At 75.0% G+C, this 24168-nt stretch carries 26 protein-coding genes; 18 read left to right on the top strand and 8 right to left on the bottom strand.

The features are described 5' to 3' along the window. Nucleotides 1-118: 118 nt before the first annotated feature. Nucleotides 119-2062: an ABC transporter ATP-binding protein gene (locus ACWCHM_RS10050; RefSeq protein WP_454222187.1), complete on the bottom strand. Its 1944-nt coding sequence runs from the start codon at nt 2060-2062 to the stop codon at nt 119-121. Nucleotides 2063-2296: 234 nt separating this feature from the next. Between ACWCHM_RS10050 and pgi the strand changes: the two genes are divergently transcribed. The 4 genes from pgi to ACWCHM_RS10030 all read left to right on the top strand — a co-directional run bounded on the left by pgi (nt 2297) and on the right by ACWCHM_RS10030 (nt 6427). Then, nucleotides 2297-3934 (top strand): glucose-6-phosphate isomerase, encoded by a 1638-nt coding sequence (gene pgi, locus ACWCHM_RS10045; RefSeq protein WP_454222186.1) that lies wholly within the window; start codon nt 2297-2299, stop codon nt 3932-3934. Nucleotides 3935-4087: 153 nt separating this feature from the next. After that, nucleotides 4088-4789 carry a FadR/GntR family transcriptional regulator gene (locus ACWCHM_RS10040; RefSeq protein ID WP_454222185.1) on the top strand — a complete coding sequence of 234 codons (702 nt, stop codon included), beginning with the start codon at nt 4088-4090 and terminating at the stop codon, nt 4787-4789. A 100-nt stretch (nt 4790-4889) separates the two neighbouring features. Continuing rightward, the gene (locus ACWCHM_RS10035; RefSeq protein ID WP_421488212.1) at nt 4890-5717 is read left to right on the top strand and encodes a sterol desaturase family protein; all 828 of its coding nucleotides are present in this window, start codon (nt 4890-4892) and stop codon (nt 5715-5717) included. After that, complete coding sequence (locus tag ACWCHM_RS10030) at nt 5714-6427, top strand: lysoplasmalogenase (RefSeq protein WP_454222184.1); 714 nt, start codon at nt 5714-5716, stop codon at nt 6425-6427. The genes ACWCHM_RS10035 and ACWCHM_RS10030 overlap by 4 nt, the downstream gene beginning before the upstream one ends. Here the strand turns inward: ACWCHM_RS10030 and ACWCHM_RS10025 are convergent. After that, on the bottom strand, nt 6372-7211 hold the full coding sequence (locus ACWCHM_RS10025) for an ATP-grasp domain-containing protein (RefSeq protein ID WP_421488210.1): 840 nt from the start codon (nt 7209-7211) through the stop codon (nt 6372-6374). The two genes, ACWCHM_RS10030 and ACWCHM_RS10025, sit on opposite strands and share 56 nt — an antisense overlap. A 206-nt stretch (nt 7212-7417) precedes the next feature. Here ACWCHM_RS10025 and ACWCHM_RS10020 point away from each other — a divergent pair, with 206 nt between their 5' ends. Beyond that, nucleotides 7418-7717, top strand: a complete 300-nt coding sequence (locus ACWCHM_RS10020) for a hypothetical protein (RefSeq protein WP_454222183.1) — start codon at nt 7418-7420, stop codon at nt 7715-7717. Nucleotides 7718-7843: 126 nt separating this feature from the next. On the opposite strand, the gene ACWCHM_RS10015 is transcribed toward ACWCHM_RS10020, so the two are convergent. Further along, complete coding sequence (locus ACWCHM_RS10015; protein ID WP_454222182.1) at nt 7844-8878, bottom strand: ABC transporter substrate-binding protein; 1035 nt, start codon at nt 8876-8878, stop codon at nt 7844-7846. A 103-nt stretch (nt 8879-8981) separates the two neighbouring features. Here ACWCHM_RS10015 and ACWCHM_RS10010 point away from each other — a divergent pair, with 103 nt between their 5' ends. Genes ACWCHM_RS10010 through ACWCHM_RS10000 form a run of 3 tightly spaced genes read left to right on the top strand, consistent with a single transcriptional unit; the run spans nt 8982 to nt 11909 of the window. After that, the gene (locus ACWCHM_RS10010; protein ID WP_454223052.1) at nt 8982-10022 is read left to right on the top strand and encodes a FecCD family ABC transporter permease; all 1041 of its coding nucleotides are present in this window, start codon (nt 8982-8984) and stop codon (nt 10020-10022) included. 35 nt (nt 10023-10057) lie between these two features. Beyond that, nucleotides 10058-11083, top strand: coding sequence for a FecCD family ABC transporter permease (locus tag ACWCHM_RS10005; protein WP_454223050.1), 1026 nt, complete (start codon nt 10058-10060; stop codon nt 11081-11083). A 37-nt stretch (nt 11084-11120) separates the two neighbouring features. Then, a complete protein-coding gene (locus tag ACWCHM_RS10000; RefSeq protein WP_204960746.1) occupies nt 11121-11909 on the top strand; it encodes an ABC transporter ATP-binding protein in 789 nt (262 codons plus the stop codon). Here ACWCHM_RS10000 and ACWCHM_RS09995 read toward each other — a convergent pair. The 3 genes from ACWCHM_RS09995 to ACWCHM_RS09985 are packed head-to-tail and all read right to left on the bottom strand — an operon-like array spanning nt 11882 to nt 14471. Continuing rightward, nucleotides 11882-12436: a GerMN domain-containing protein gene (locus ACWCHM_RS09995; RefSeq protein ID WP_454222181.1), complete on the bottom strand. Its 555-nt coding sequence runs from the start codon at nt 12434-12436 to the stop codon at nt 11882-11884. The genes ACWCHM_RS10000 and ACWCHM_RS09995 overlap by 28 nt on opposite strands. After that, complete coding sequence (locus ACWCHM_RS09990; protein WP_454222180.1) at nt 12433-13788, bottom strand: sensor histidine kinase; 1356 nt, start codon at nt 13786-13788, stop codon at nt 12433-12435. The genes ACWCHM_RS09995 and ACWCHM_RS09990 overlap by 4 nt, the downstream gene beginning before the upstream one ends. Continuing rightward, nucleotides 13785-14471 carry a response regulator transcription factor gene (locus ACWCHM_RS09985; RefSeq protein ID WP_454222179.1) on the bottom strand — a complete coding sequence of 229 codons (687 nt, stop codon included), beginning with the start codon at nt 14469-14471 and terminating at the stop codon, nt 13785-13787. The genes ACWCHM_RS09990 and ACWCHM_RS09985 overlap by 4 nt, the downstream gene beginning before the upstream one ends. Before the next feature lie 150 nt (nt 14472-14621). Here ACWCHM_RS09985 and ACWCHM_RS09980 point away from each other — a divergent pair, with 150 nt between their 5' ends. From ACWCHM_RS09980 to ACWCHM_RS09965, 4 genes are all read left to right on the top strand, one after another. Continuing rightward, on the top strand, nt 14622-15020 hold the full coding sequence (locus ACWCHM_RS09980) for an STAS domain-containing protein (RefSeq protein ID WP_204960513.1): 399 nt from the start codon (nt 14622-14624) through the stop codon (nt 15018-15020). After that, a complete protein-coding gene (locus tag ACWCHM_RS09975; protein WP_204960512.1) occupies nt 15017-15286 on the top strand; it encodes a GlsB/YeaQ/YmgE family stress response membrane protein in 270 nt (89 codons plus the stop codon). The genes ACWCHM_RS09980 and ACWCHM_RS09975 overlap by 4 nt, the downstream gene beginning before the upstream one ends. A 106-nt stretch (nt 15287-15392) precedes the next feature. Continuing rightward, complete coding sequence (locus tag ACWCHM_RS09970) at nt 15393-16001, top strand: STAS domain-containing protein (RefSeq protein WP_204960511.1); 609 nt, start codon at nt 15393-15395, stop codon at nt 15999-16001. Continuing rightward, complete coding sequence (locus tag ACWCHM_RS09965) at nt 16001-16282, top strand: BON domain-containing protein (protein WP_239486018.1); 282 nt, start codon at nt 16001-16003, stop codon at nt 16280-16282. The genes ACWCHM_RS09970 and ACWCHM_RS09965 overlap by 1 nt, the downstream gene beginning before the upstream one ends. Nucleotides 16283-16316: 34 nt before the next feature. On the opposite strand, the gene ACWCHM_RS09960 is transcribed toward ACWCHM_RS09965, so the two are convergent. After that, nucleotides 16317-18077, bottom strand: a complete 1761-nt coding sequence (locus tag ACWCHM_RS09960; RefSeq protein ID WP_372446007.1) for a sulfatase-like hydrolase/transferase — start codon at nt 18075-18077, stop codon at nt 16317-16319. Nucleotides 18078-18133: 56 nt separating this feature from the next. After that, a complete protein-coding gene (locus tag ACWCHM_RS09955; RefSeq protein ID WP_454222177.1) occupies nt 18134-18976 on the bottom strand; it encodes a CDP-alcohol phosphatidyltransferase family protein in 843 nt (280 codons plus the stop codon). Between the two features lie 95 nt (nt 18977-19071). Here ACWCHM_RS09955 and ACWCHM_RS09950 point away from each other — a divergent pair, with 95 nt between their 5' ends. From ACWCHM_RS09950 to ACWCHM_RS09925, 6 genes are read left to right on the top strand one after another with little or no spacing between them, the layout of a single operon-like run. Then, a complete protein-coding gene (locus tag ACWCHM_RS09950) occupies nt 19072-20067 on the top strand; it encodes a zinc-dependent alcohol dehydrogenase (protein ID WP_454222175.1) in 996 nt (331 codons plus the stop codon). Further along, nucleotides 20055-20453, top strand: coding sequence for a 6-pyruvoyl trahydropterin synthase family protein (locus ACWCHM_RS09945; RefSeq protein WP_204960507.1), 399 nt, complete (start codon nt 20055-20057; stop codon nt 20451-20453). Before ACWCHM_RS09950 ends, ACWCHM_RS09945 begins: the two co-directional genes overlap by 13 nt. A gap of 3 nt (nt 20454-20456) precedes the next feature. Next, entirely contained in the window at nt 20457-21491 is a 1035-nt protein-coding gene (locus tag ACWCHM_RS09940) for a glycosyltransferase family 4 protein (RefSeq protein WP_204960506.1), read from the top strand. Then, complete coding sequence (locus ACWCHM_RS09935; protein WP_454222173.1) at nt 21488-22414, top strand: class I SAM-dependent methyltransferase; 927 nt, start codon at nt 21488-21490, stop codon at nt 22412-22414. Before ACWCHM_RS09940 ends, ACWCHM_RS09935 begins: the two co-directional genes overlap by 4 nt. A gap of 55 nt (nt 22415-22469) precedes the next feature. Continuing rightward, nucleotides 22470-23498, top strand: a complete 1029-nt coding sequence (locus ACWCHM_RS09930) for a lysylphosphatidylglycerol synthase domain-containing protein (RefSeq protein ID WP_204960505.1) — start codon at nt 22470-22472, stop codon at nt 23496-23498. Nucleotides 23499-23510: 12 nt separating this feature from the next. Then, nucleotides 23511-24167, top strand: a complete 657-nt coding sequence (locus tag ACWCHM_RS09925) for a GTP cyclohydrolase II (RefSeq protein ID WP_204960504.1) — start codon at nt 23511-23513, stop codon at nt 24165-24167. Nucleotide 24168: the final 1 nt, after the last annotated feature.

The following is a 24168-nucleotide window of genomic DNA, read 5'->3' as shown; positions in this document are numbered from 1 at the left end:
GCGTCGTCGCCCAGCCGCCACCGCCGAGGTCGAGCGGTTACCCGGGTGACGCTATCGAAACATCTCCAAGAGTTCAACGAACGTCGATGCCTTGGTCGCGTCCTCGCCGGAGCCGCCGCTAGTCGGTGGCGGCGAGGTAGCCGCTGGCCTGCAACGCGAACAGCTCCCGGTAGGGCCCGTCGGCGGCCATCAACGTGTCGTGGTTGCCCTGCTGCACCAGCCGGCCACGGTCCATCACGAAGATCTGGTCGGCGTGCCGGACGTTGGCCAGCCGGTGGGTGATCAGCACGACCGTGCGGTCGGGCCGCCGCCGCAGCTGCTCGAAGAGCGCGTGTTCGGCGCGGGCGTCGAGGGCGGCCGACGGTTCGTCGCAGATCAGCAGGCGGGCGTTCCGGTAGAGGCCACGCGCGGCCACCAGCCGCTGCCACTGCCCGCCGGAGAGGTCGTGGCCGTTCTTGAACTCCCGCGCCAGCAGGGTGTCGTAGCCGAACGGCAGGCCGGCGATCATGTCGTGCGCGGCGGCCGACCGGGCGGCGTCCTCGACGGTGGGCCCGGCCGCGTCCGGGGCCCGGTCGTACCGGCCGATGCGGATGTTCTGCGCGGCGGTGAACGGGAACTTCCACCACTCCTGGGTCATCACCGCCACCTGGGCGGCGGTCGACGCCGGGTCCAGCTCGGCCACGTCGACGCCGTCCCAGCGGATCGCCCCGCCGGTGGGCCGGTAGAGGCCGGCGATCAACTTGGCCAGGGTGGTCTTGCCGGAGCCGTTCTCCCCGACCAGCGCGACCACCTCGCCCCGCCGGACGGTGAGGCTGACCTCGTCGACGGCCGGGGAGTCGGTGTCCGGGTAGCGCAGGCTCACCCGGTCCAGCTCGATGGTGTCGAAGCCGGTGGCGGGTCGCTGCGGCCCGGTGGCGGTCCGGCCCTCGGCCCGGTCGAGGAAGTCCCGGTAGTCCTGGTAGTAGAGGGCGTCCTCGTAGAGGTTGTTGGTGGCGAAGACGGCGAGGGCGAGGCTGCTGCGGGCCGACTGGAGGGCGAGCAGCGCGGTCGCCGCCGCGGCCAACGCGACCAGGCCGGCGAGCAGCAACCCACCGAGCACGGCGTAGACCGCGAAGGCGGCGACCCCGCCGACGGACATCCCGACGGCCCGGGTCCGGCTCTGCGCGCGGGCCAACCGCAGCAGCGCGGCCGTCTCGGCGCTCATCATCCGGCGGAACTCGGTGAGCAGGAAGTCGCGCATCTGGTAGGCCCGCACCTCGGCGGCGGTGTGCCGGTTGGCCATCAGGTTGGCCAGCATCCACATCCGGCGACGCCGGTTGATCCGGGCCAGCATGTCCAGGTACTGCCGGCGGGCCATCCGGACCGCGGTGACCGCCTCGGGCACCGCGGCGAGCAGCAGGCACGGCAGCAGCAACGGCTGGATCACGGTCACCGCGGCGGCGGTGGCCAGCACGCCCACCACCCCGGTGAGCAGGTTGACCGTATGGTCGACGATGGACGCCGCCTCGGCCGTGCCCCGGTCGCGGACCCGGTCCATCTCCTCGGCGAAGCCGGCGTCGTCGAAGGCGGCCAACTCGACCGCCGTGGTGGTCTCGAACAGCCGCAGCTCCACCGCGTAGGTGATCTGCGGGATCAGCCGGGCCTGCGCCCAGCCGGCGGTGACGGTCAGGGTGCCCTTGGCGGCCACCGCCGCCGCGGCCAGCGCCAGCGCGGGCAGCGCGGCCCGGACCCGGTCCGGCGTCGGGCCGGCGGCGAACAACTCCCGCAGGACGCCGGTGGTGGCGAGCAGGCCGAGGGTGGTCATCACCCCGGCGGCCAGGTTCAGCCCGATCGCGGCGAGGGTGTCGCGCCGGCTGGTGGCCCAGCCCAGGGCGACGGCCTCGCGCACCAGCCGGGGCAGCCGACGGGCCACCGCGCGGAAGCTGGTGTGCGCGAACGTGGTGGCGTGGTGCATCCAGGCGCCGTCGGCCAGCTCCGGCAGGTCGAGCCCGGCGTCGGCGGCGTCGTGCTCGGCGGGCTCGTCCGCGCCGGCCGCCCGGCGGGGACCGGTCACCGTCGCCATGGTTCCTCCCGGGCCGAAGGGGGCGGGGCAGGGGCGAGCCTACTGTCAGCGACGGCGGGCTGTCTCGCCGTGGCGGCGTGTCGTACACCTGTCGCATTGGCGTGTCGCGGGGCACGCCGCGCCGCCCGCCGCGCCGGGTCGCGTCGCGTGACCGCGCCCCGGGTGGCAGGCTGGGACGCGAACCGTCGGCGGCACCACGCGCCGACGACCGTCGTGAAGGAGAAGATCGACCCGATGGCTGCGAGTGTGACCACCACCGACGAATGGCAGGCGCTGCGCAAGCACGCCGAGACGATGCGCGGCACCCACCTGCGGGAGCTGTTCGCGGCCGACCGGCAACGGGGTGAGCGGCTCACCGGCGAGGTCGCCGACCTGCACGTCGACTACAGCAAGAACCTCGTCACCGACGAGACGTTCGGGCTGCTCACCGCGCTGGCCGGGCGGGTCGGGCTGACCGACCGGATCGCCGCCATGTTCGCCGGGGAGCACATCAACTCCACCGAGGACCGGGCCGTGCTGCACACCGCGCTGCGGCTGCCGCGCGACGCCGCGTTGACCGTCGACGGTCAGGACGTGGTCGCCGACGTGCACCGGGTGCTGGACCGGATGGCCGCGTTCAGCGACCGGGTCCGCTCCGGGCAGTGGCGCGGGCACACCGGTGAGCGGATCAGCACGGTGGTCAACATCGGCATCGGCGGTTCCGACCTCGGGCCGGTGATGGCGTACGAGGCGCTCAAGGCGTACCGGGACGGCGGGATCGCCTGCCGGTTCGTCTCCAACATCGACCCGACCGACATCCACGACAAGACCCACGACCTGGACCCGGCGAGCACCCTGTTCGTGGTGGTGTCGAAGACCTTCTCCACGCAGGAGACGCTGGCCAACGCCGAGCAGGCCAAGACGTGGCTGCTGTCGGGCCTGGACGCCGACGACGACGCGGCGATCGCGAAGCACTTCGTGGCAGTGAGCACCAACGCGGGCCGGGTGGCCGACTTCGGCATCGACCCGGAGAACATGTTCGGCTTCTGGGACTGGGTGGGTGGCCGGTACTCACTGCCGTCGGCGGTCGGGCTGTCGGTGATGCTGTCGGTCGGGCCGGACCGGTTCCGCGAGCTGCTGGCCGGCTACCACGCCGTCGACGAGCACTTCCGCACCACGCCGGTGGAGCGGAACCTACCGGCGCTGCTGGGCCTGCTCAACGTCTGGTACGTCGACTTCCTCGGCGCGCAGACCCACGCCGTGCTGCCCTACTCGCAGTACCTGCACCGGTTCCCGGCGTACCTGCAACAGCTCACCATGGAGAGCAACGGCAAGTCGGTGACCCTGGACGGCACGCCGGTGGACCACCCGACCGGGGAGATCTTCTGGGGCGAGCCGGGCACCAACGGCCAGCACGCCTTCTACCAGCTCATCCACCAGGGCACCGTGCTGATCCCGGCCGACTTCATCGCGTTCAGCCAGCCCAACCACGACCTGGGCGAGATGCACGACCTGTTCATGTCGAACTTCTTCGCGCAGACCGCCGCGCTGGCCTTCGGCCGGACCAAGGAGCAGGTCGAGGCGGAGGGGACGGCCGCCGACGTGGTGCCGCACCGGGTGATGCCGGGCAACCATCCGACCACCTCGATCATCGCGCCGAAGCTCACCCCGTCGACGCTGGGCCAGCTCATCGCGCTCTACGAGCACATCGTGTTCACCTGCGGCGCGGTCTGGAACATCAACCCGTTCGACCAGTGGGGGGTGGAGCTGGGCAAGGTGATGGCCAACCAGCTCGCCCCGAAGCTAACCGGTGACGCGCCGGACCTGGCCGACGTGGACTCCTCCACCGCCGCGCTGATCCGCCGCTACCGCCGGGAGCGCGGCCGGGGCTGAGGTCCGGACGGCCGCCGCCGGGCGCACTCCGGCGGGGGTCACCGGTGGGTCCGTCGGACGGCGGCCGGGTCACCCGACCCGGCCGCCGTCATTTTTCGACGCAACTGGTCCAACCAGTTGACGGGTTGACCGGTACGCCGCCAGACTGCTGCCGTGACCTTCGTCCCGGCACCCCGCAGCTCCGTCTCCGACCACGTCTTCGGCCAGCTCCGTGACGCCATCGTCAGCGGGCGGCACGCCCCGGGTGACCCGCTGCCGGGGGAACGCGAACTCGCCGCCGCGTTCGCGGTCAACCGGCACGCCGTCCGGGAGGCGTTGCGTCGGCTCCAGCAGCTCGGGCTGCTGCGGGTCAGCCAGGGCGGCGTCACCCGGGTGCTGGACTGGCGGGTGCACGCCGGCCTCGACCTGGCCCTGTCCCTCGCCCAGTCCGGCGACGTGCTGCCGGTGGAGCACCTGGTCCGGGACATGCTGGAGATGCGCGCCTGCGTCGGGGTCGACGCGGCCCGACGCTGCGCGGTGCGGGCCCCCGCAGCGGTACGCCGGGTCGTGGTCGACACCGTCGAGGGGTTCGCCGCGCTCGCCCCCGACCTGTCCGCGATGGCCGAGGCGAACATCGCGCTGTGGCGGCACATCGTCACCGGCAGCGGCAACACCGCCTACCTGCTCTCGTTCAACAGCCTGGTGGCCGGGGCGCTGGCCGTCGGCGAGGTGCCGCCGGCCCGACGCGCGGCCGAGCTGCTGGACGTCGCCGGGCACCGTCGGCTGGCCGCCGCGATCGCCGAGGGCCGGGGCGACGACGCCGCCACCGAGGCGCACACCCTGCTCACCGCGTCCCTCACCAGCCCGACCGGCTGACCGGCGGGCATCCCCCACCGGTCGACCCGCACCACCCCACCCGCCGACCCGTCCCGGGCGTCCACCCCCGTCGCCCGTCCCCCGGAAGGGAACGTCGCGCATGATCCCCGCCGTGCTCTACGCCGTACCGGCGTTCCTGCTGCTCATCGCCGTCGAGGCGTGGTCGTACCGGTTCGCGCCGGACGACGACGAACGCGGCTACGAGCGGCGGGACACCACCACCAGCCTCACCATGGGCGCCGGCAGCCAACTGATCGGCTTCCCGTGGAAACTGCTCACCGTCGGCCTCTACGTCGCGCTGTGGACGGTCGCGCCGGTGCAGCTCTCCCCCACCAGCGTCGGGACCTGGGTGCTGCTGTTCGTCGCCGACGACCTGGCCTACTACTGGTTCCACCGCACCCACCACGAGGTACGCCTGTTCTGGGCCAGTCACGTGGTGCACCACTCCAGCACCCACTTCAACCTCTCCACCGCGCTGCGGCAGAGCTGGACGCCGATGACCTCGCTGCCGTTCTGGCTGCCGCTGGCGCTGCTCGGCATCCCACCCTGGATGATCTTCCTCCAGCAGTCGGTCAGCCTGCTCTACCAGTTCTTCCTGCACACCGAGCGGATCGACCGGCTGCCCCGGCCGGTGGAGTGGTTCTTCAACACCCCGTCGCACCACCGGGTGCACCACGGCGCGAACCGCGAGTACCTGGACCGCAACTACGGCGGCATCCTGATCGTCTGGGACCGGCTCTTCGGCAGCTTCGCCCCGGAGGACACCGCCGTCCGGTACGGGCTGACGACGAACATCGGCACCTACAACCCGCTGCGGGTGGCCACCCACGAGTACGCCGCGATCTGGGCCGACGTCCGGCGGGCCGGTTCGTGGCGGCACCGGCTCGGGCACGTTCTCGGCCGTCCCGGCTGGCAGCCCACCCGATGAACAGCACCCGAGCCGGCCTGGGCCGGCCGGCGTCCGGCGTGGTCGGCCGGTGGTGGCTCGGGTCGTTCGGGCTGGCCGCCGCCGTCGAGCTGATGGGGGTCGCCCTCGACGCGCCGGCCGTGCAGTGGGCGGCCAAGCCGCTGCTCGCCCCGCTGCTGCTCGGCTGGCTGCTCGCCGTCAGCCGGCGGTGGGACCCGGTGGCGACCGGGCTGGTCTGCGCGACCGCCGGTGACGTGACGCTGCTGGTGCCCGGCAGCACCGCGTTCCTGCTCGGGATGGGGTGCTTCCTCGGCACCCAGCTGGCGTTCCTGACCGCGTTCCTGCGGCACCGGCGGCCACCCGCGCCGGCCGTCGCCGGCTACCTGGCCCTGTGGGCGGCGGCGAACGCGCTGCTCTGGGGCCGGCTGGGCGACCTGCGGCTACCGGTGCTCGGCTACAGCCTGGCGTTGACCCTGATGGCCGCCGCCGGCTGGGGGGTGTCCCGGCGGGTGGCCGCCGGGGGCGCGCTGTTCCTCCTGTCCGACCTGCTGATCGGGGTCGAGGCGACGGGCGTCCGGCTGCCCGGCCACGGGCTGTGGGTGATGACCACCTACCTCGCCGCCCTGCTGTTGATCACCACCGGCTGGGCGGGCCGCCGGGTCGGGCCGCCCCGGCTCAGCCGAGGGCGGCGATCAGTGCCTGCGGGGCCATCGTGGACGGGCGGTCGCTGACCTGACCGTCGCCGATCTCCACCAGCCGCCACCGGCCGTCGGCCCGCCATGCCAGGTCGGCGGTGACGAAGGGCAGGTCGAGCGCCGCCACCACGGCGGCCAGCGGCCCGAGGTCCGCCGGCACGTCGGGCAGCTCCGTCGGGGTGTCCGGGTGCGGCCCGGTGAGCACGCAGCGGCCGTCGACCCACCAGGTGCGGATCTCGACGCCGGCCAGGGGTTCGAAGCGGCGCAGCACGAAACCACCGGCGACGTCGTCGTCGCGCAGTTCGCGCAGCCGGGTCGCGACCCGCCAGGCGGCGTCACCGTCGGTCAGCTCCGGCACGAAACACGCCTCGTGCCAGTGGTGCTTGGCGGATTTGGTCCAGTCCCGCAGCACCGCCGGGCCGCTGCCCAGCGCCGTGCGGACCCGGTCGAAGTCGGCCCGGTCGACGCCGACCGTCCAGCGGGACTCCGGGGTGAGCGCCGCCGCCGTGGCGTACCACCCGGGCAGCTCGTGGGCGCGGCGGTAGCGGTCGGGGTCGGTGCGCAGAGTGACCTGCCGGGCGCGCAGCGCCTCGGCGAAGCCGGCGTACCGGGTGGCGGAGAGCATCCAGCCCCGGTAGACCGCGTCGTCGGCGGCGGGCACCCCGGCGACCGCCCGGGTGACGTCCCGCCCCGCCGCGAGGGCGTCGTGGTCGACGACGGCGACCGGATGCCCGGCCTCCCGGGCCGCCTGCGCCTCCGCCGCGAAGTGCGGGTCCGGTCGACGGGGACGCAGCGGGTCGGCCGGGACGATCAACAGCATGCCGGCATCCTCCCCCGGCCGGCCCGCCCGCAACCACCGTCTTTTTCCCGCGAACGCAACGCACGGACTTACCCGGAATGGGGGCACGAACGGTCACGCTGTCGGACAGATCCGCAGCGTGGCGGTGGTCATCCCCACCCGGGGCGGTTGGTTTCGCTTGCGCGCGGGGTGGAGACTCTTCTTCGGTACCGACAAAGGGGGAGACCGTGCCCGACACCGACCGCCCGCAGCGACATACCCGAGCCGCCGTTCCCGCCGGGGTCACCGATCCGCTCCTGTGGCGGATGGCCCTCGACGTGATCGACGCGCACCACCCCGACCAGTCCGGGCGGTGCGACAACCTGCTCTGCGAACACCAGGAGTGGCCCTGCGACGCCGCCCGCAACGCCCACCGGGCGCTGACCATGGCCGGCGACGTGACGACAGGCGTCGTCGACGACAGGCGCACCGTACGGGAGCAGCCCGGCCGACCCACGCGCCGCACGCGTACCGTCGAGGCGGCCTGAACCGTCGATCGCCGTCCCCCTCGCCCCCGGCGGCTGGCGCACCGGACCGGTGAGGGGGACGCGGCGTGTCCTGCCGGCTGCGGCCCGCCGGACTCCCGTCCGACCTGGACGGCCGCCGGCCGGCAGTCAGCCGAGGCGCTTGGCCGAACGGATCGCGGCGGCCAGGTTCTCCAGCAGCGGGGCCGCCCCCGCGTACGAGAACCGGGGCACCGCGTCCCACGGGGTCACCTGGTTGGCCCGGACCGCCGGCAGCTGCGCCCAGGTGGGCTTGGCCGCGAGGTCCTTGGGCTGCAACGCGGTGGAACGGTTGTCCAGCAGGATCAGGTCGGCCGGGAACTTGCCGGCGTTCTCCCAGCTCAGCGCCTCGAAGTAGTCGCCGGCCTCCAGCTTGGTGGGCACCACGATGTCCACCCCCAGCTCGGCGAAGTACATCAGGTCGGTGCTGACCTTCGGGTTGGAGACGTAGAACAGGTCGGGGCTGCCCGAGGAGGCCATCACCCGGATGCCCGGGTTGGCCTTGACCGCCGCCCGCACCTGCTCGGCGGCGGCCTCGAAGCGGGCCTTGGCCGTGGTGACCTTCGCAGCGGACAGGTCCGCGCCGAGCGAGCGGGCCAGTTCGGCGTACCGCTCGATCGGGCGGGTCATCGGGGTACGCGCGGTGGCGATCGCCACGCTGGGCGCGAGCTGGAGGATCTTGTCGCGGCTCTCGTCGGGGACGTACCACAGGGCGTCCGGGTCGTACATGTGGGTGACCAGCAGTTCGGGGCGCAGCGCGGCGTACTTCTCCACGTTGAACTCGCCCCAGACGTTGCCCAGCACGGTGACCTTGTCGACGTCGAGGTCACCGGCCTGCGGCTCGCGGGAGCCGTCGGTGCGGGTGGTCTCGCCGAACACCCCGACGAGCGCGGAGTCGAGTCCGAAGTCGACCAGCGCGGCGGCCACCCCGGTGAAGGCGACCACCCGGGTCGGCGTGCTGGCCGTCTCGACCTTGCGCTGGCGGTCGTCGGTGAAACTCCACGGGCCGGCCGGGCCGTTGCCGGCGGGCTCCGCCGGGTCGTCGCCCCCGCCGCAGGCGGCGAGGAGCGCGGTCAGGGCTGCACCCCCACCGGCGGCGAGCAGCCCCCGGCGGGAGAGACGGGGTGAGGACGAGGAAGGCAACATGCGATGTCTTTCGATCCGGTGCGGACCGTGACGACCCGCGACAGCCCAGTTAGGGTAACCTAACCTAAATCACTGTCAACCCGGTGCACGCCGCTCTTCGCCCCTGGAGCCGACACTGTCCGCCACCCTATCCTCACCCACCGCCGCGGCGGCCCGGACGCCGACCCGCCGGCGCATCGGCATCAGGGCCGCCGGACTCGGCACCGGCCTGCTGCTGCTCGTCGCCGTGACGGTGCTCAGCATCGCCGTCGGCGCGAAACAGCTCACCCTCGTCGAGGTGTGGCACGGCCTGTTCTCCCCCGACGCCCCCGAACACGCGGTGGTGCAGCAGATGCGGTTGCCGCGTACCCTGCTCGGGCTGCTCGCCGGGGCCGCCCTCGGGGTGGCCGGCGCGCTGATGCAGGCGCTCACCCGCAACCCGCTCGCCGACCCCGGCCTGCTCGGCATCAACGCCGGCGCGTCCGCCGCCGTGGCCACCGCCACCGCCCTGCTCGGCATCGCCACCGTCCGCGGCTGGATCTGGTTCGCCCTGCTCGGCGCGGTGATCGTCACGGTGGCGGTGCACGCCGTCGGCGGCGGCCGACAGGCCACCCCGGAACGGCTCGCGCTGGCCGGGGCCGCCCTCAACGCGGTGCTCTACTCGTTCGTCAGCGCCGTCATGCTGCTCGACGCGGCCTCGCTGGACCGGCTGCGGTTCTGGACGGTCGGCTCGCTGGCCACCGCCGACTTCACCACCGTCGCCACGGTGGCCCCGTTCATCCTGGCCGGCCTGCTGGTCGGGTTGGCCGGGGCCCGCCCGCTCAACGCCCTGGCCCTCGGCGACGACGCGGCCCGCGCGCTGGGTGCCAGCCCCGCACTGATCAGGGCCGGCACGGTCACCGCGGTCACCCTGCTCTGCGGCGCGGCCACCGCCGCCTGCGGACCGATCGTCTTCGTCGGGCTGCTCGTCCCCCACCTGGTCCGCGCGCTGACCGGCCCCGACCTGCGCTGGCTGCTGCCCTACGCGGCGGTGCTCGCCCCGGTGCTGCTACTCGGCGCCGACGTGCTCGGCCGGGTCCTCGGCCGACCCGGGGAACTCCAGGTCGGCCTGGTCACCGCCGTGCTCGGCGGGCCGCTGTTCCTGCGTCTGGTGGCCCGCAGGTGAGCCACACCCGCCCCGCCGCCGAACCCGCTCGGCCACTGGCCCGGGCGGTGCGGATCGGCACCCGCTCGGTACGCTGGCGCGGCCGCAGCGTGGCCGTCGGGCTGGTCACCGCCGCCCTGACCGTCGTCCTCGGGGTGCTCGCCATCGGCGGCGGCGACTATCCGATGGGCACCGCCGACGTGCTGCGTACCCTGACCGGCGGCGGCACCGTCGCCGAGAACTTCATCGTCGGCGAGCTGCGGCTGCCCCGGCTGGTGACCGCGCTCGGCGTCGGCGCGGCGCTGGCGCTGTCCGGCGCGATCCTCCAGTCGCTGGTCCGCAACCCGCTGGGCAGCCCCGACGTGCTCGGTGTCACCCAGGGCGCGTCGACCGGCGCGCTGATCGTGGTGGTGACCGGGGGCGGCACCCTGCTGCTGTCCGGCGCGGCGCTGCTCGGCGGCCTCGCCACCGGCCTGCTGCTGTGGACGGTGGCCGGCCGGCACGGCGTGCACGGCTACCGGCTGGTGCTGGTCGGCATCGGCACCACGGCGATCCTCACCGGCGTCAACGGGTGGCTGCTCACCCGGGCCCCGCTGATGGACGCGGCCCGCGCCGTGCTCTGGCTCACCGGCAGCCTCGACGGGCGGGACTGGGCGCAGGCCGTCCCGCTGCTCGGCCTGCTGGCGCTACTCACGCCGGTGGTGGCCGGCACCGCCCGGGCGCTGAACCTGATCGAGCTGGGCGACGACACCGCCACCGCGCTCGGCGTGCCGGTGTCGCTGGTACGGCAACTGCTGCTCGGCGCGGCGGTGCTGCTCGCCGCCGGGGCGGCGGCCGCCGCCGGACCGGTGTCCTTCGTGGCCCTGGTCGCGCCGCACCTGGCCCGCCGGCTCACCCGGACGCCCGGACCGAACCTGGCAGCCGCCGCCGGCACCGGGGCGGTGCTGCTGCTCGCCGCCGACCTGGCCGCCCAGCGGACCATCGAGGGCCACCAACTGCCCGTCGGGGTGGTCACCGGGTTGATCGGCGGGGCCTACCTGGTGTGGCTGCTCGCCGCGCGCCGTCGCGCGGCACGGATCTGAGGAGGACGCGGTGACGAGTCGACTCGGCGGGGTCGGGATGACCCTGGCCTACGAGCGGCGGGTGGTGGCCCGGGACCTGACGGTGGCCGTGCCGGACCGGTCGTTCACGGTGGTGATCGGCCCCAACGCCTGCGGCAAGTCCACCCTGCTGCGGGCCCTGGCACGGACGCTGCGGCCGACCGCCGGCACGGTGCTGCTCGACGGCCGGGACATCCACACGATGCGGTCCCGGGAGGTGGCCCGCACCCTCGGCCTGCTGCCGCAGACGTCGGTCGCGCCGGAGGGCATCACCGTGGCCGACCTGGTCGCCCGGGGCCGCTACCCGCACCAGGGGCTGCTGCGGCAGTGGTCGACCGAGGACGAGCGGGTGGTGGCCGAGTCGATGGCCGCCACCGGCGTCACCGAGCTGGCCGCGCGGCCCGTCGACGAACTCTCCGGCGGGCAGCGGCAGCGGGTCTGGATCGCGATGGCGCTGGCCCAGCAGACCTCCCTGCTGCTGCTCGACGAACCCACCACCTACCTGGACGTCGCGCACCAGATCGAGGTGCTCGACCTGTGCGCCCGGCTACACGAGGAACAGGGCCGGACCCTGGTCGCGGTGCTGCACGACCTGCACCACGCCGCCCGCTGGGCCACCCACCTGATCGCCATGCGCGACGGCCGGGTGGTGGCCCAGGGCGACCCGCGTGAGGTGGTCACCGCCGCCCTCGTCGAGGAGGTGTTCGGGCTGCCCTGCCGGATCGTCGAGGACCCGGAGACGGGCACCCCGCTGGTCGTGCCCCGGGCCCGGCGTGGGCGTCAGTCCGGGCCGGTGAGCGCCGGGTAGTCGGCGGCGGTCAGCGGCCCGGCCGACAGCGAGCCGTCGGCGCGGGGCACCTCCAGCGGCCGGCCGCGCAGTAGGAACGACACCCCGGCGACGTCGGAACGGCTGTCCAGGGTGCAGACGATCTGCCCGTAGGCGAGCACCTCGTCGCTGCGACCGGATTCCTCCCCCGGTGGCTCCACCTCCACCTGGGCCCGCCCGTCGACCACCCGGACGCCGAGCACGTGCACCGCGCCGGGCAGGGCGGTGCCCAGGCCGACCGCCCGTTCGGCCCGGGTGGGCCCTTCCAGCAGGCGGCGCAGGTGCCCGTCCACCCCGCCGGCCGCGTCGACCTGCCGGACCGTACGCACCAGCTGACCACCACGGACCAGGCAGAACGCCTGCTCCACCCGGCCGGGGGCGCTGCTCGCGGCCGGGGCGGCGGGCGGACCGAGCGGCGGTTCGACTGACCGGGGCTGTTTGTCGGCCGGCACCCCGCAGCCGGCGAGCAGCAGCGCCGCCACCAGCACCGCCACCGGCCGGCGGGTCACGGTCGGCTCCCCGGCAGCTCCACCCGGAACCGGGCGCCGCCGCCCGGCCGGTCGGACACGCTGGCCCGTCCACCGTGGGCGGCGGCGTGCTGGGCGACCAGCGCCAGGCCCAGGCCGGTCCCGTCGCCGCCGGCCCGGTCGTGCGCGGCCCGCCCCCTGACGAACCGGTCGAAGACCACCTCCCGGTCGGCCACCGGCACCCCCGGGCCGGCGTCGTCGACCTCGACCACCCCGGTGCCGTCGGAGAGCCACAGCCGCACCGCGACCGGGCCGCCGCCGTAACGGACCGCGTTGTCCAGCAGGTTGACCAGCAACTGCTCCAGCCGGCGGGGGTCGACCGACCAGTGTCCCGGGGCGGGCGGCCCGGCCTCCACCAGGGAACCGGGCAGGCCCCGCCCCCGGCACACGTCCCGGGCCAGCGCCACCACGTCGACCTCCTCGCGCTGCGCCGGCCGGTCACTGCGGGCCAGCTCGATCAGGTCGTTGACCAACTGCTGGAACCGGGTGATCTCCTCGCTGACCAGACCGGCGGCGGTGGCCGTCCGGTCGTCCAGGCCCTCGCGCCGCCGGGACAGCACGCTCGCCGCCGCCGCCAGCGTCTGCAACGGCGAGCGCAGCTCGTGGGCGACGTCGGCGGCGAACCGCCGGTCCCGCTCGATGCGGACCGCCACCTGGTCGACCATCCGGTTGAACGAGGTGGACAGCCGGGCCAGGTCCGGGTCGGTGCCGGGGGCGAGCCGGGCCGTCACGTCCCCCGCCGCGATCTTCTCGGCGGCGTCGGCCACCGCCGTCAACGGCCGCAGCCCGTGCCGGGTGGCGTACCAGCCCAGCGCCGCGCCGGAGCCGGCCACGGTGACCGCCACCACGGTCAACGCCAACGCCAGCACCCGGAAGGTCTGCTCCAGCTCCCGCAGCGAGGTGATCTCGTAGTAGCCCGTCGCGTCGGCCAGCGGCACCCCGACCAGCAGCGCCGGCTGCCCGTCGACGCGGACCCGCTGCACCGCCGGTTCACCGTCGGCGACCATCGCCATCAGCCCGGCCGGCACCGCACCGGAGGGCCCCTCGTCGGCGGTGCGGGCGTACCAGCGGCCGTCGCGGTGCACCAGGGCCCGGCGGCTGCCCCCGGTATCCAGGGTGCGCAGCACCTCGTAGACGTCCGGGGTGTCGGTGTCCAGGCCGGCGCGGACCACCGCCGCGTCGAAGTACGCCGCCCGCAGCGCCGTACGCTCCCGCTCGTCGAGCAGCGAGCGGCGCACCAGCTCGTACGAGATCAGCGCCATCAGCGCCGACAGCAGCAACGCCCCGATCGCGAACGCGGCGGTGACCCGGGCCCGCAGGCCGAGCCGCCTCATCGTTGCAGCTTGTAGCCGAGGCCCCGCAGGGTGACCAGGTGCCGGGGGTTCGCCGGATCGGCCTCGATCTTCTGCCGCAGCCGGCCCACGTGCACGTCGACCAGCCGCTCGTCGCCGGTCTCGTAGCCCCACACCCGGCTGAGCAGCTGCTGGCGGGACAGCACCCGGCCGGCGTGCTCGGCCAGCTCGCAGAGCAACCGGAACTCGGTGCGGGTCACCGGCACCGGCCGTCCCGACCGGCGCACCTCACCGGCCTCCGGGCTGATCTCCAACGCGCCGAAGACCAGCACCGGCACCGCCGCCGCCGACGGCGCGACGGCGGTCCGGCCCCGGCGGCGCAACGCCCGCAACCGGGCCGAGAGTTCCTTGATGGCCACCGGCTTGACCAGGTAGTCGTCCGCGCCCGCCTCCAACGCGGCGACGATGTCGTGGGTGTCGTCGCGGGCGCTGACCACCACGATCGGCACGTCGTCGTCACGGCGCAACTGCCTGATGCACTCGAACCCGTCCAGGCCGGGCAACATCAGGTCGACCAGCACGTAGTCGGCGGTGTCCTGCCGCTGCGCCCGCAACCCCTCCTCGGCCGTGGCCGCCCCGCGCGCCAGGTAGCCCTCGTCCTCCAGGGCCAGCAGCAGCGCCAGACGGATCCGGTCGTCATCCTCGATCACCAGTACGCCCGCCATCGGGAAATCGTGCCCGGTGGGCGGCGACGATGACGAACCGGGCACGGCCAACGCGGGATTTGTCACGCAACTGACATACGTCCGCGCGGCGGTCGCCAACCTCACCCCGGAGGCTGGGGCCGGACAGCGAGCGTGGAAGGAGGACGAGTCGTGGGAGCGTCCCGCCCGGAATGCACCGTACCGCTGGTGGAGGTGTGCGTCACCGACGACCTGGACCTGGCCGCGCTGGCCCGGTCCCGGCAGGTCTTCGACCGGCTCGTCGCGTTGCGCCCGGCCCACGTGGTGGTGGACCTGTCCGAGTGCCGGCATCTCGACGCCGCCGCGATCGGGCTGCTGCTCGACGTGCACCGGGAACTGGCCCGCCACGGCGGCGTGCTGACCCTGCGCGACCCGAGCGCCCGGGCGTTGCGCGTGCTCAGCGCCGCCCGGGTGTCCCGGGTGCTGCCGATGGTCACCACCCCACGGGCCCCGCGGGTGGACGGCGGGCCGGTCCCGTCCGCCGCCCACCGGCAGCCCGCCCCACGCCGGGTCCGGGAGCACAGCAGGTGAGCGTGCCCGGGATCGTCGCCGCCGTCGTCGTCGGGCTTGTCATCGGCGCGCTGGGCCGGCTCGTCGCCGGTGGCCGTACGCAGGTCCCGCTCTGGCTCACCCTCGCCGTCGGCCTGGTCGCCGCGCTGCTCGGCACCATCGTCAGCCGGCTGGTGGGCATCGACAGCGACGGTTTCACGCTCCGACAGCTGATCGTGCAGGTCGGCCTGGCCGGGGTCGCCGTGGCGCTGGTCGTCGGCACCGCCGGCGGCCGGACCGAGCCCTGACCCACCGGAAACCGGTCGTGGTCCGGCGCGCGGGGTCTCCGGTCGACCACCGCGCACCGGGCCACGACCACCGGAGAGCCACGGCCATCCTCGAGGAGGAGATCCGATGACCGTCGTACCTGACGAACCGCTGATGACGCTGATCTGTGACAGCTGCGGGGCGGTGGCGAGCGGCCCGGCCTGCGTCCTGCCCGACGCCGAGGTGGTCTGGACGTTCGTGGCCGAGCAGGGCTGGACGGGTTCGCCGTTCGCCACCGGGCCGCACCGCTGCCCCCGCTGCGACCTGGCCCCCGAACCGGGCCCGGCACCCACGCGTGCCCCGCGCCGCGGCGACCCGCTCGGCGTGCTGGGCGTCGAGCACCTCGACGAGGTCGCGGTCGTCACCGCCGCCGGTGACCTGGACCTCGCCACCGGCGACGCCCTGCACGGTGCGCTGACCGAGGCCGTCGGGGCCGACCGGCACGTGGTGGTGGACCTGGCCCGGGTGCACCTGATCGACTCCACCGCGCTCGGGGAACTGGTCCGGGCCCGGCAGGACGCCCGGCAGCGGGACCGGCAACTCAGCCTCGCCGGGCCGTCCCGGTTCGTCCGCACCGTGCTGCACACCATGCGGCTGGACCGGGTGTTCCCGGTCTTCGACACCCGCCGGGCGGCGGTGGACTGGTCCCGGTCCGACGCGACCGAACGGCCCCGGGAGAGGAGCACGGCGTGGTGATGCCGTGGCCGCTGCCCGACGAGAGCTGGTTCCGTCCGCAGCCCGACCCGCCCGGCCCGCCCGGGGAGGACGTCCGGCTGGCCGCCGAGGTGGCGTACCGGATCGTCAGCGGGGTCGGCCTGCGGGCCCGGCGGATCACCGTCACCGTGCAGAACCGGGTGGCGATCCTCGGCGGGGTCGTCCCCGACGTCGACGCCCGGCAGCTCGCCGGCCGGGTCGCCTGGGAGGTGCCCGGCGTGGTCGACGTGTGCAACGCGGTCAGGTTGACCGCGCAGCGCTGACCGTCCGGCGGCACCGGACGGTCAGCGCGGGACCTCAGCGCGGCGCGGCGACGTGGGCGGGCGGCTGCGGGCCGAAGGCGGCGAGGAACCGGTCGCGGAAGGTGTCCATCGGCCACACCGGGGCGTCCGGGCCGGGACGCAGTCCCTCCTGCCAACCCCAGCCGGACACCCGGGCCAGCACCGCCGGGTCGCGGGCGAGCACGGTGATCGGCACGTCCCGGCTCGCGTTCGGGCCGGTGACCAGCGGGGACGGCTGGTGGTCACCGAGGAAGACCAGCACCGTGTCGTCGTCGCCGTACGTCTCGACGTAGGAGATCAGGCTGTTCAGCGAGTACTCGACGGCCCGCCGGTAGCCGGTGCGCACCTCGGTGGTGCTGCGCCCCACCACGTCCTTCGGGTTGAACGCCACCGACGTCGGCCGGCGGTAGATCGAGCCGTCACCGACGTGCTCCCAGTCGAGCATCCGGGGGATCGCCCCCCACGGGGAGTGGCTGGAGACCAGCGGGATCTGCGCCATGATCGGGGCGTGACCCGGGGTCCGCTCCCGGCGCTGGAACGTCGCCAGGGTGTACTGGTCGGGCATCGGGGCGTAGCTGAACTGCGGGCCCCGGTAGTCCAGCCCCGCCGCGTCGTGGTAGCGGTCGTAGCCGAAGAACGCCCCCTCCGGCCAGGGTGAGGTGGCCGCCGGCATCACCCCGACGGTCTGCCAGCCGGCCCGCCGGAACGCCTTGTTGAGGGTCAGCCGGTCGCTGGCCAGCAGGCTGTCGTGGCGCTGCTGGTTGTCGATCCACAGCCCGGACAGCAGCGTGTCGTGGGCCAGCCAGCTCCCCCCGCCGAAGGTGGGCGAGGTGAGGAAGCCGCTGCGGGCGGTGAACCCGGCTTTGGCCAGCCGCTTCGTGCCCCCGTCGAGCACCGCGCCGACCCCACCGGCGAACTCCGGGTCCTCGACGGCGTCCCGGCCGTAGCTCTCCACGAAGGCCAGCAGCACGTCCTTGCCGCGCAGCGCGGTGAGCAGCTGGTCGCCCGGGGTGTCCCGGTAGGCGTCCCGGGCCACCTGGTCGGCGAACTCCCGCCGGTCCCGCAGGCCCGCACCGGCCTGGCCGACGTGCTGCCCGACCAGGGTCGCCGTGCCCGAGTCGGCGACCGGCACCCCGAGCGTCGCGGCGGCCACCCAGACGGCGGTCAGCCCGGCCACCACCCGTACGGCGGTCCGGCGGTGCCCGGTCGTCAGCCGGGTCAGCCGCAGCACCGACCGGGTGGTGAGCACCAGCAGGGCCACCACCAGGGCGACCAGACCGACGGCGGCGGCGACCGCGCCGCCGGAGCCCACCGAGTCGGTGACGAAGGCGTAGCCGTCGTCGAGCAGCACCCAGTCGAGGACCAGGTCGAACGGGCGGGCGAAGCTGGCCGACATGCCCAGGTCGAGCACCTTGACGACGGCCACCAGCCCCAGCGCCACCCCGACCGCCACCGCGACCGGTCGCCGGGCCCGGCCGGGCAGCGCCAGCAGCAGGGCGGCGGCGACCAGCGCCTCGACCGGCACCCGCAGGAACGCCATCGGGGTGAGCTGGTCGAACCGGCCCGGCGCGGTCAGCACCGCCAGGACCAGCAGCCCGGCCAGCACGGTGGTCACCCGCCCGGCGACCGTACGCCACCGTCCCCGGCCCGCCCCGGCCGGCGGCGGCGGACCGGCGGCGTCGGCCCCGTCGGCGGGCCCGGCAGGCGCGTCGGACCCGGAAGGGCCGGTGGGCTCGGCTGCCGTGCTCGGGCGACGCAGGCGTGACAACAACGACACTCCGGATGGTCCTTCCTGGGGAGGGTCCCGGCGCGCGGCCGGGTCGGCGGGCCGGCTCAGACCGGCTGGTGGGCGACGAACGACCGGTCGGTGATCGAATCGACCCGGGGCCGCACCGATGGTACGGACGGCAGCGCCGCGACAGCCGGCAGCGGCGCCACGCCCGGAAGTGCCGCGACCGGCGTCGGCGCGGCGACCCGGGCGGGCCGGGTCGACCGGTGCCACCACAGCCAGCCGACGTCGTGGCCGAACGACTCGACCAGCAGCGCCAACGCCACCGCCGCCAGCACGGCGGTCACCGGCCGGGCCAGCACGTCGGCGGCGACGACGAGCAGCAGCACCCCCTGGGTGGCGGCGACCACCTTGCGCCAGAAACGGGGCGGCAGCGTCCCCCGCATCCAGGGCAGCAGCCAGCCGGCGACGACGAAGGCGTAGCGCAACCCGCCGATGGCGAGCACCCACGGCCCCACCACCGGCGTCACCTGGACGCTGAGCACCAGGATCAGGAACGCGTCGACCTCCATGTCGAAGCGCGCGCCGAGCGCGCTGGCCGTGCCGGTGCGCCGGGCCACCCAGCCGTCCACCGCGTCCAGGGCCAGCGCCACCGCCGTCATCGGCACCAGCACCGACAGCGAGGTCGGACCGGAGAACCCGGTGACGACCAGGGCGGTCACCCCGCCGACCAGCACCCCCCGGGTGAGCGTCACCCGGTCGGCCGGCCCGAGCCGGTCGACGCCCCGGTGGCGCAGGCCGCGCTGCAACGCGACGCAGGTGACCACGCCGTACCCGAGGCCGGCCAGCCAGCCGGCGACGTCGAGCCCGACGGTCGCGGCCAGCCCGGCCAGCAGGACGGTCTGTGCGGTCAGGCCGAGCACCGGACCGGTTCGAACCCTGGACACCCTGCCTCCGTGTTTATGATCGACGACCTCGGCAGTGGGTACGCAGGACGCGGCCGTTTCGTTCGGTTCCGCCGGCAGAAGAGGAGAAAACCCGCGTGATCCACGATGCCCGGGCCTTCTGGCTCCGCTCCCCAGGCGTCGGTGAGCTGCGGCCGGTGACCCTGCCCACGCCCGGCCCCGACGAGGTGCTGGTCCGCAGCCGCTACTCCGGGGTGAGCCGCGGCACCGAGACGCTGGTGTTCACCGGCAGTGTGCCACCGGGCCAGTACACGGCGATGCGCGCCCCGTTCCAGGAGGGCGACTTCCCCGCCCCAGTCAAGTACGGCTACCTCAGCGTCGGGGTGGTCGAGGCCGGCCCGGCGGCACTGCGCGGGCGGACGGTGTTCTGCCTGCATCCGCACCAGAGCGCGTACGTGGTGCCGGCCTCGGCGGTGATCCCGGTGCCGGACGACGTGCCGGCGGCCCGCGCGGTGCTCGCCGGCACGGTGGAGACGGCGGTCAACGCGCTGTGGGACGCCGCCCCGCTGGTCGGCGACCGGGTCAGCGTGGTCGGCGGCGGGATGGTGGGGTGCAGCGTGGCGGCCCTGCTGGCCCGGTTCCCCGGGGTACGGGTGGAACTGGTCGACGCCGATCCGGCGCGGGCGGCGGTCGCCGCGGCGCTGGGCGTCGACTTCGCCCTGCCTGCGGCGGCGACCGGGGGCCGGGACCTGGTGGTGCACGCCAGCGCCACCGCCGCCGGGTTGCAACGCAGCCTGGACCTGCTCGCCCCGGAGGGCACCGTGGTCGAGCTGAGCTGGTACGGCGACCGGCCGGTGGAGCTGTCGCTGGGCGGGGCGTTCCACGCCGGCCGGTTGACGGTGCGCAGCAGCCAGGTCGGCACGGTCTCCCCCGCGCGGGCGTCCCGGCGGAGCTTCGCCGACCGGCTGACCCTGGCCCTGGAGCTGCTCGCCGACCCGGTGTTCGACGCGCTGCTGACCGGGCGGTCCCGCTTCGCGGAGCTGCCGGCGGTGCTTCCCCGGCTGGCCTCGGGGGACCTCCCCGCGCTGTGCCATCTGATCACCTACGACGAGGAGACGCCGTGTTCAGCGTGACCGTACGGGACCACATCATGATCGCCCACAGCTTCCGGGGGGAGGTGTTCGGGCCGGCGCAGAAGCTGCACGGGGCGACCTTCGTCGTCGACGCCACCTTCCGCCGCACCGAACTCGACGACGACGGCATCGTGGTGGACATCGGCCGGGCGACCGACGAGCTGAAGGCGGTGCTGGCCGACCTGACGTACCGCAACCTCGACGACGAGCCGGCGTTCGCCGGGCAGAACACCACCACCGAGGTGCTGTGCCGGGCCATCGCCGACCGGCTCGCCGACCGGGTACACGCCGGTGGGCTCGGCGCGGGTGCCCGGGAGCTGGCCGGGCTCACGGTCACCCTGCACGAGTCGCACATCGCCTGGGCCAGCTACGAGCGGTCGTTGTAGCCCGTGCGGGCGGTGCACGTCGTCCTGCCCGGCGACATCGACGACCCAGCCACCCCCAGCGGCGGCAACGCGTACGACAGGCGGGTCTGCGCCGGGCTGGCGGCGGCCGGCTGGACGGTGCGCGAGCACGGCGTACCCGGGAACTGGCCGCACCCCGACGAGGCGGCGCGGGCGCGGCTGGCCGGGCTGCTCGCGGCCCTGCCCGACGGGGCTGCGGTGCTCTACGACGGGCTGGTCGCCTCGACCGTGCCGGAGCTGCTGGCGGCGCAGGCGGGCCGGCTGCGTCAGGTGGTGCTGGTGCACATGCCGCTCGGCGACGACGCCGAGGCCCGCGCCCTGCCGCTGGCCGATGCGCTCGTCACCACCAGCGGCTGGACCCGGGAGTTGCTGCTGGCCAGGCATCCGGTTTCGCCGGACCGGGTGACGGTGGCGGTCCCCGGGGTCGACCCGGCCGACGTCGCCCCCGGCACGGCCGCCGGCACGGCGCTGCTCTGCGTCGCGGCGGTCACCCCGGTCAAGGGGCACGACGTGCTGCTCGACGCGCTGACCGGGCTGGTCGACCGGCCGTGGACGCTGGACTGCGTCGGCGCGCTGGACCGTGACCCGGCCTTCGTGGCCGGGTTGCGGCAGCGGGTGGACCGGGAGGGGCTCACCGGGCGGGTGCGCTGGCACGGCCCGCTGACCGGGCCGGCGTTGAACGCGGCGTACGCCGGGGCGGATCTGCTGGTCCTGCCGTCGCGGGCCGAGACCTACGGGATGGTGGTGGTCGAGGCCGTGGCCCGGGGGATCCCGGTGCTGGGCAGCACGGTCGGCGGGGTGCCGGAGGCGCTGGGCCGGGCCGGTGACGGCGCCGCGCCCGGCGTGCTGGTGCCGCCGGGCGACCCGGTGGCCCTGGCCGGCGCCCTGCGCCGCTGGCTGCACTCGGCCGACCTGCGGGACCGGCTGCGCCACGCGGCCCGGGGCCGGCGGGCCGACCTGCCCGGGTGGCCGGGCACCGTGACGACGATCTGCCAGGTGCTGGACGGAGTGAGGACATGACCGCGTACGCCACCGAACCGTTCGCCGACTGGCTGCGGCTGCGGGAACCCGCCGACGCCGACGCCCGCAGCGGGGAGCTGGTCGACCTGCTCCGCGCCCGGCTCACCGGCACCGGACCGGCCGCCGGTGCCGGGGCGTCGGACCTGTCGCCGGCCGGTGAGGGCGGGCCCGGGATGCTGGTGGCCGGCGTCGGGTCCGTCACGTCGCTGCGTGGGGACCGGCCGTGGGTGGTGCACGACCTGGGCAGCGGCACCGGGTCGATGCTGCGCTGGCTGGCCCCGCTGCTGCCCGGCCCGCAGCGTTGGGTGCTGCACGACCGGGACCCGGGGCTGCTGGAGCGGGCCGGCGCGGTGGTGCCGGTGGCCGCCGACGGCAGCCCGGTGGAGGTGACCACCCGGCGGGGCGACATCACCCGGCTGACCGCCGCCGACCTGGCCGACGCGGACCTGGTCACCGCGTCGGCGCTGCTGGACATGCTCACCGCCGACGAGATCGCCCGGATCGTGGCCGCCTGCGTCGGGGTCGGCTGCCCGAGCCTGTTCGTGCTCTCGGTGGTCGGTCGGGTCCGGTTCGACCCCGCCGACCCGCTGGACGCCGAGATCGCCGCCGCCTTCGACGCCCACCAGCGGCGTACGGTCGACGGCCGGGTGCTGCTCGGCCCGGACGCCGCCGGGGCGACCGTCGCCGAGTTCGCCGGGCACGGGATGCCGGTGACCGTGCGGGAGACCCCGTGGCGGCTCGGGCCGCAGCAGGCGGAGCTGATCGTGGAGTGGTTCGACGGCTGGCTGGAGGCGGCCGTCGAGCAGCGCCCCGACCTGGCCGACCGGACCGCCGGGTACGCCAGGTGGCGGCGGGCCGAGGCGGCGGCCGGTCGGCTCACCGTCACCGTCGGCCACGAGGACCTGCTCGCCGGGGTGGAATGAACCGGTTCGCCGGCCGGTACGTGAGAAGGGACAGGATCTCCGGAGGAGGAACCGCGTGTCATCCGATGCCACCGGCACGTCACCCGCCCGTGCCCGTACGGCCTGGGCCTGGGTGAGCAATCTGGGCGGGGTGGCCCTGGTCGGCGCGCTGCTGTGGTGGCTGGGCACCGGCCCGGCCCTGGCCGGGTTGCGCCGGATCGACGCCCCGGCGGTGCTGGCCGCGCTGGCCCTGGGCGCGCTGGCCGCGGTCGGTTGCGCGTGGCGGTGGCGGCTGGTCGCCGAGGCGCTCGGCGTCCGGCTGCCGCTGGGCACGGCGGTGGCCGACTGCTACCGGGCGGTCTTCCTCAACGCGACGCTGCCCGGCGGGGTGCTCGGCGACGTGCACCGGGCGGTACGGCACGGCCGGGAGGCCGGTGACCTGGGCCGGGCGGTGCGGGCGGTGGTCTGGGAACGGACCGCCGGGCAGCTGGTCCAGGTGGTGCTGGCGGTGGCGCTGCTGCTGGCGTTGCCGTCGCCGGTGCGGCCGTACCTGCCGACGGTGACGGCGGTGGCGGTGGCGGTGGGCCTGGTGCTGGTGGTGCTGGTGCGGGCGCTGCCCCGGTCGGGGCCGTCGCGGCGGGCCCGCGCGGTGCGCGCCGCCGTCGCTGACGTGCGGGCCGGGCTGCTGGGCCGGCGGACCGGGCCGGGGGTGCTGCTGACCTCGACCGTGGTGGTGGGCTGCCACCTGGGCACGTTCGTGCTCGCGGCCCGGGTGGCGGGGGTCACCGCGCCGTTGTCGGTGCTGGTGCCGCTGACCCTGCTGGCATTGTTGGCGATGGGCCTGCCCGCCAACATGGCGGGTTTCGGCCCGCGCGAGGGCGTCGCCGCCTGGGCGTTCGGGGCCGCCGGCCTCGGTGCCGCCGAGGGGGTGGCGACCGCCCTGGTGTACGGAGCACTGGTGCTGGTGGCGGCCCTGCCGGGCGCCGCCGTGCTGGTGCTGCGGGGTCGCCCGTCCGCGCTGCGTGGACGACCGGGTGACCGTACGGTGGGAAGCCAGGGTGGTTCCTCACCGGTACCCGCTGCCGGGCTCGCCGGCAGCGCCTGACAGAGGAGACACATGTACGACGCACTGCCGGCCGCGACGGTCCGGACACAGGTCACCGTCCCGCTGCGGTTCCCCGACGGGTACGCCACCACGGCCCGGGTCTTCTCCTTCGACGGGCTGGTGGACGGGCGGGAGCACCTGGCGTTCGGGCTGGGCGACTGGGCGGGCGCGCTGCGCCGGCACGCGGCGGGCGGGGCGGCGCCGCTGGTCCGCCCGCACAGCGAGTGCCTGACCGGGGACGTCTTCGGCAGCCAGCGCTGCGACTGCGGCCCGCAACTGCGCGAGGCGGTCCAGCGGATCTCCGACGCCGGGGGTTTCCTGCTCTACCTGCGGCAGGAGGGGCGCGGCATCGGCCTCTACCCGAAGCTGGACGCCTACGCCCTGCAGGACGCCGGGTTGGACACCTACGAGGCGAACGTGGCGCTCGGGCACGACGAGGACGAACGGGACTACCGGGCCGCCGCGCAGATGCTGGCGGTGCTGGAGGTGCCGGAGCTGGTGCTGCTGAGCAGCAACCCGGACAAGGCCGAGCAGTTGACCCGGCTGGGGGTGACGGTCGCCGAGGTGGTGCCGACCGGGGTGTTCCTCTCCCCCGCCAACGCCGACTACCTGGCGGCGAAGGCCAGCCGGGCCGCCGCCCGGGCCGTCGACCTGCCGTCGTTGAACTGAG

The organism is Micromonospora sp. SCSIO 07396, from assembly GCF_053667945.1.
The sequence above is the reverse complement of the archived record's forward strand: the minus strand, read 5'-3'. Positions and strand labels throughout refer to the sequence as shown.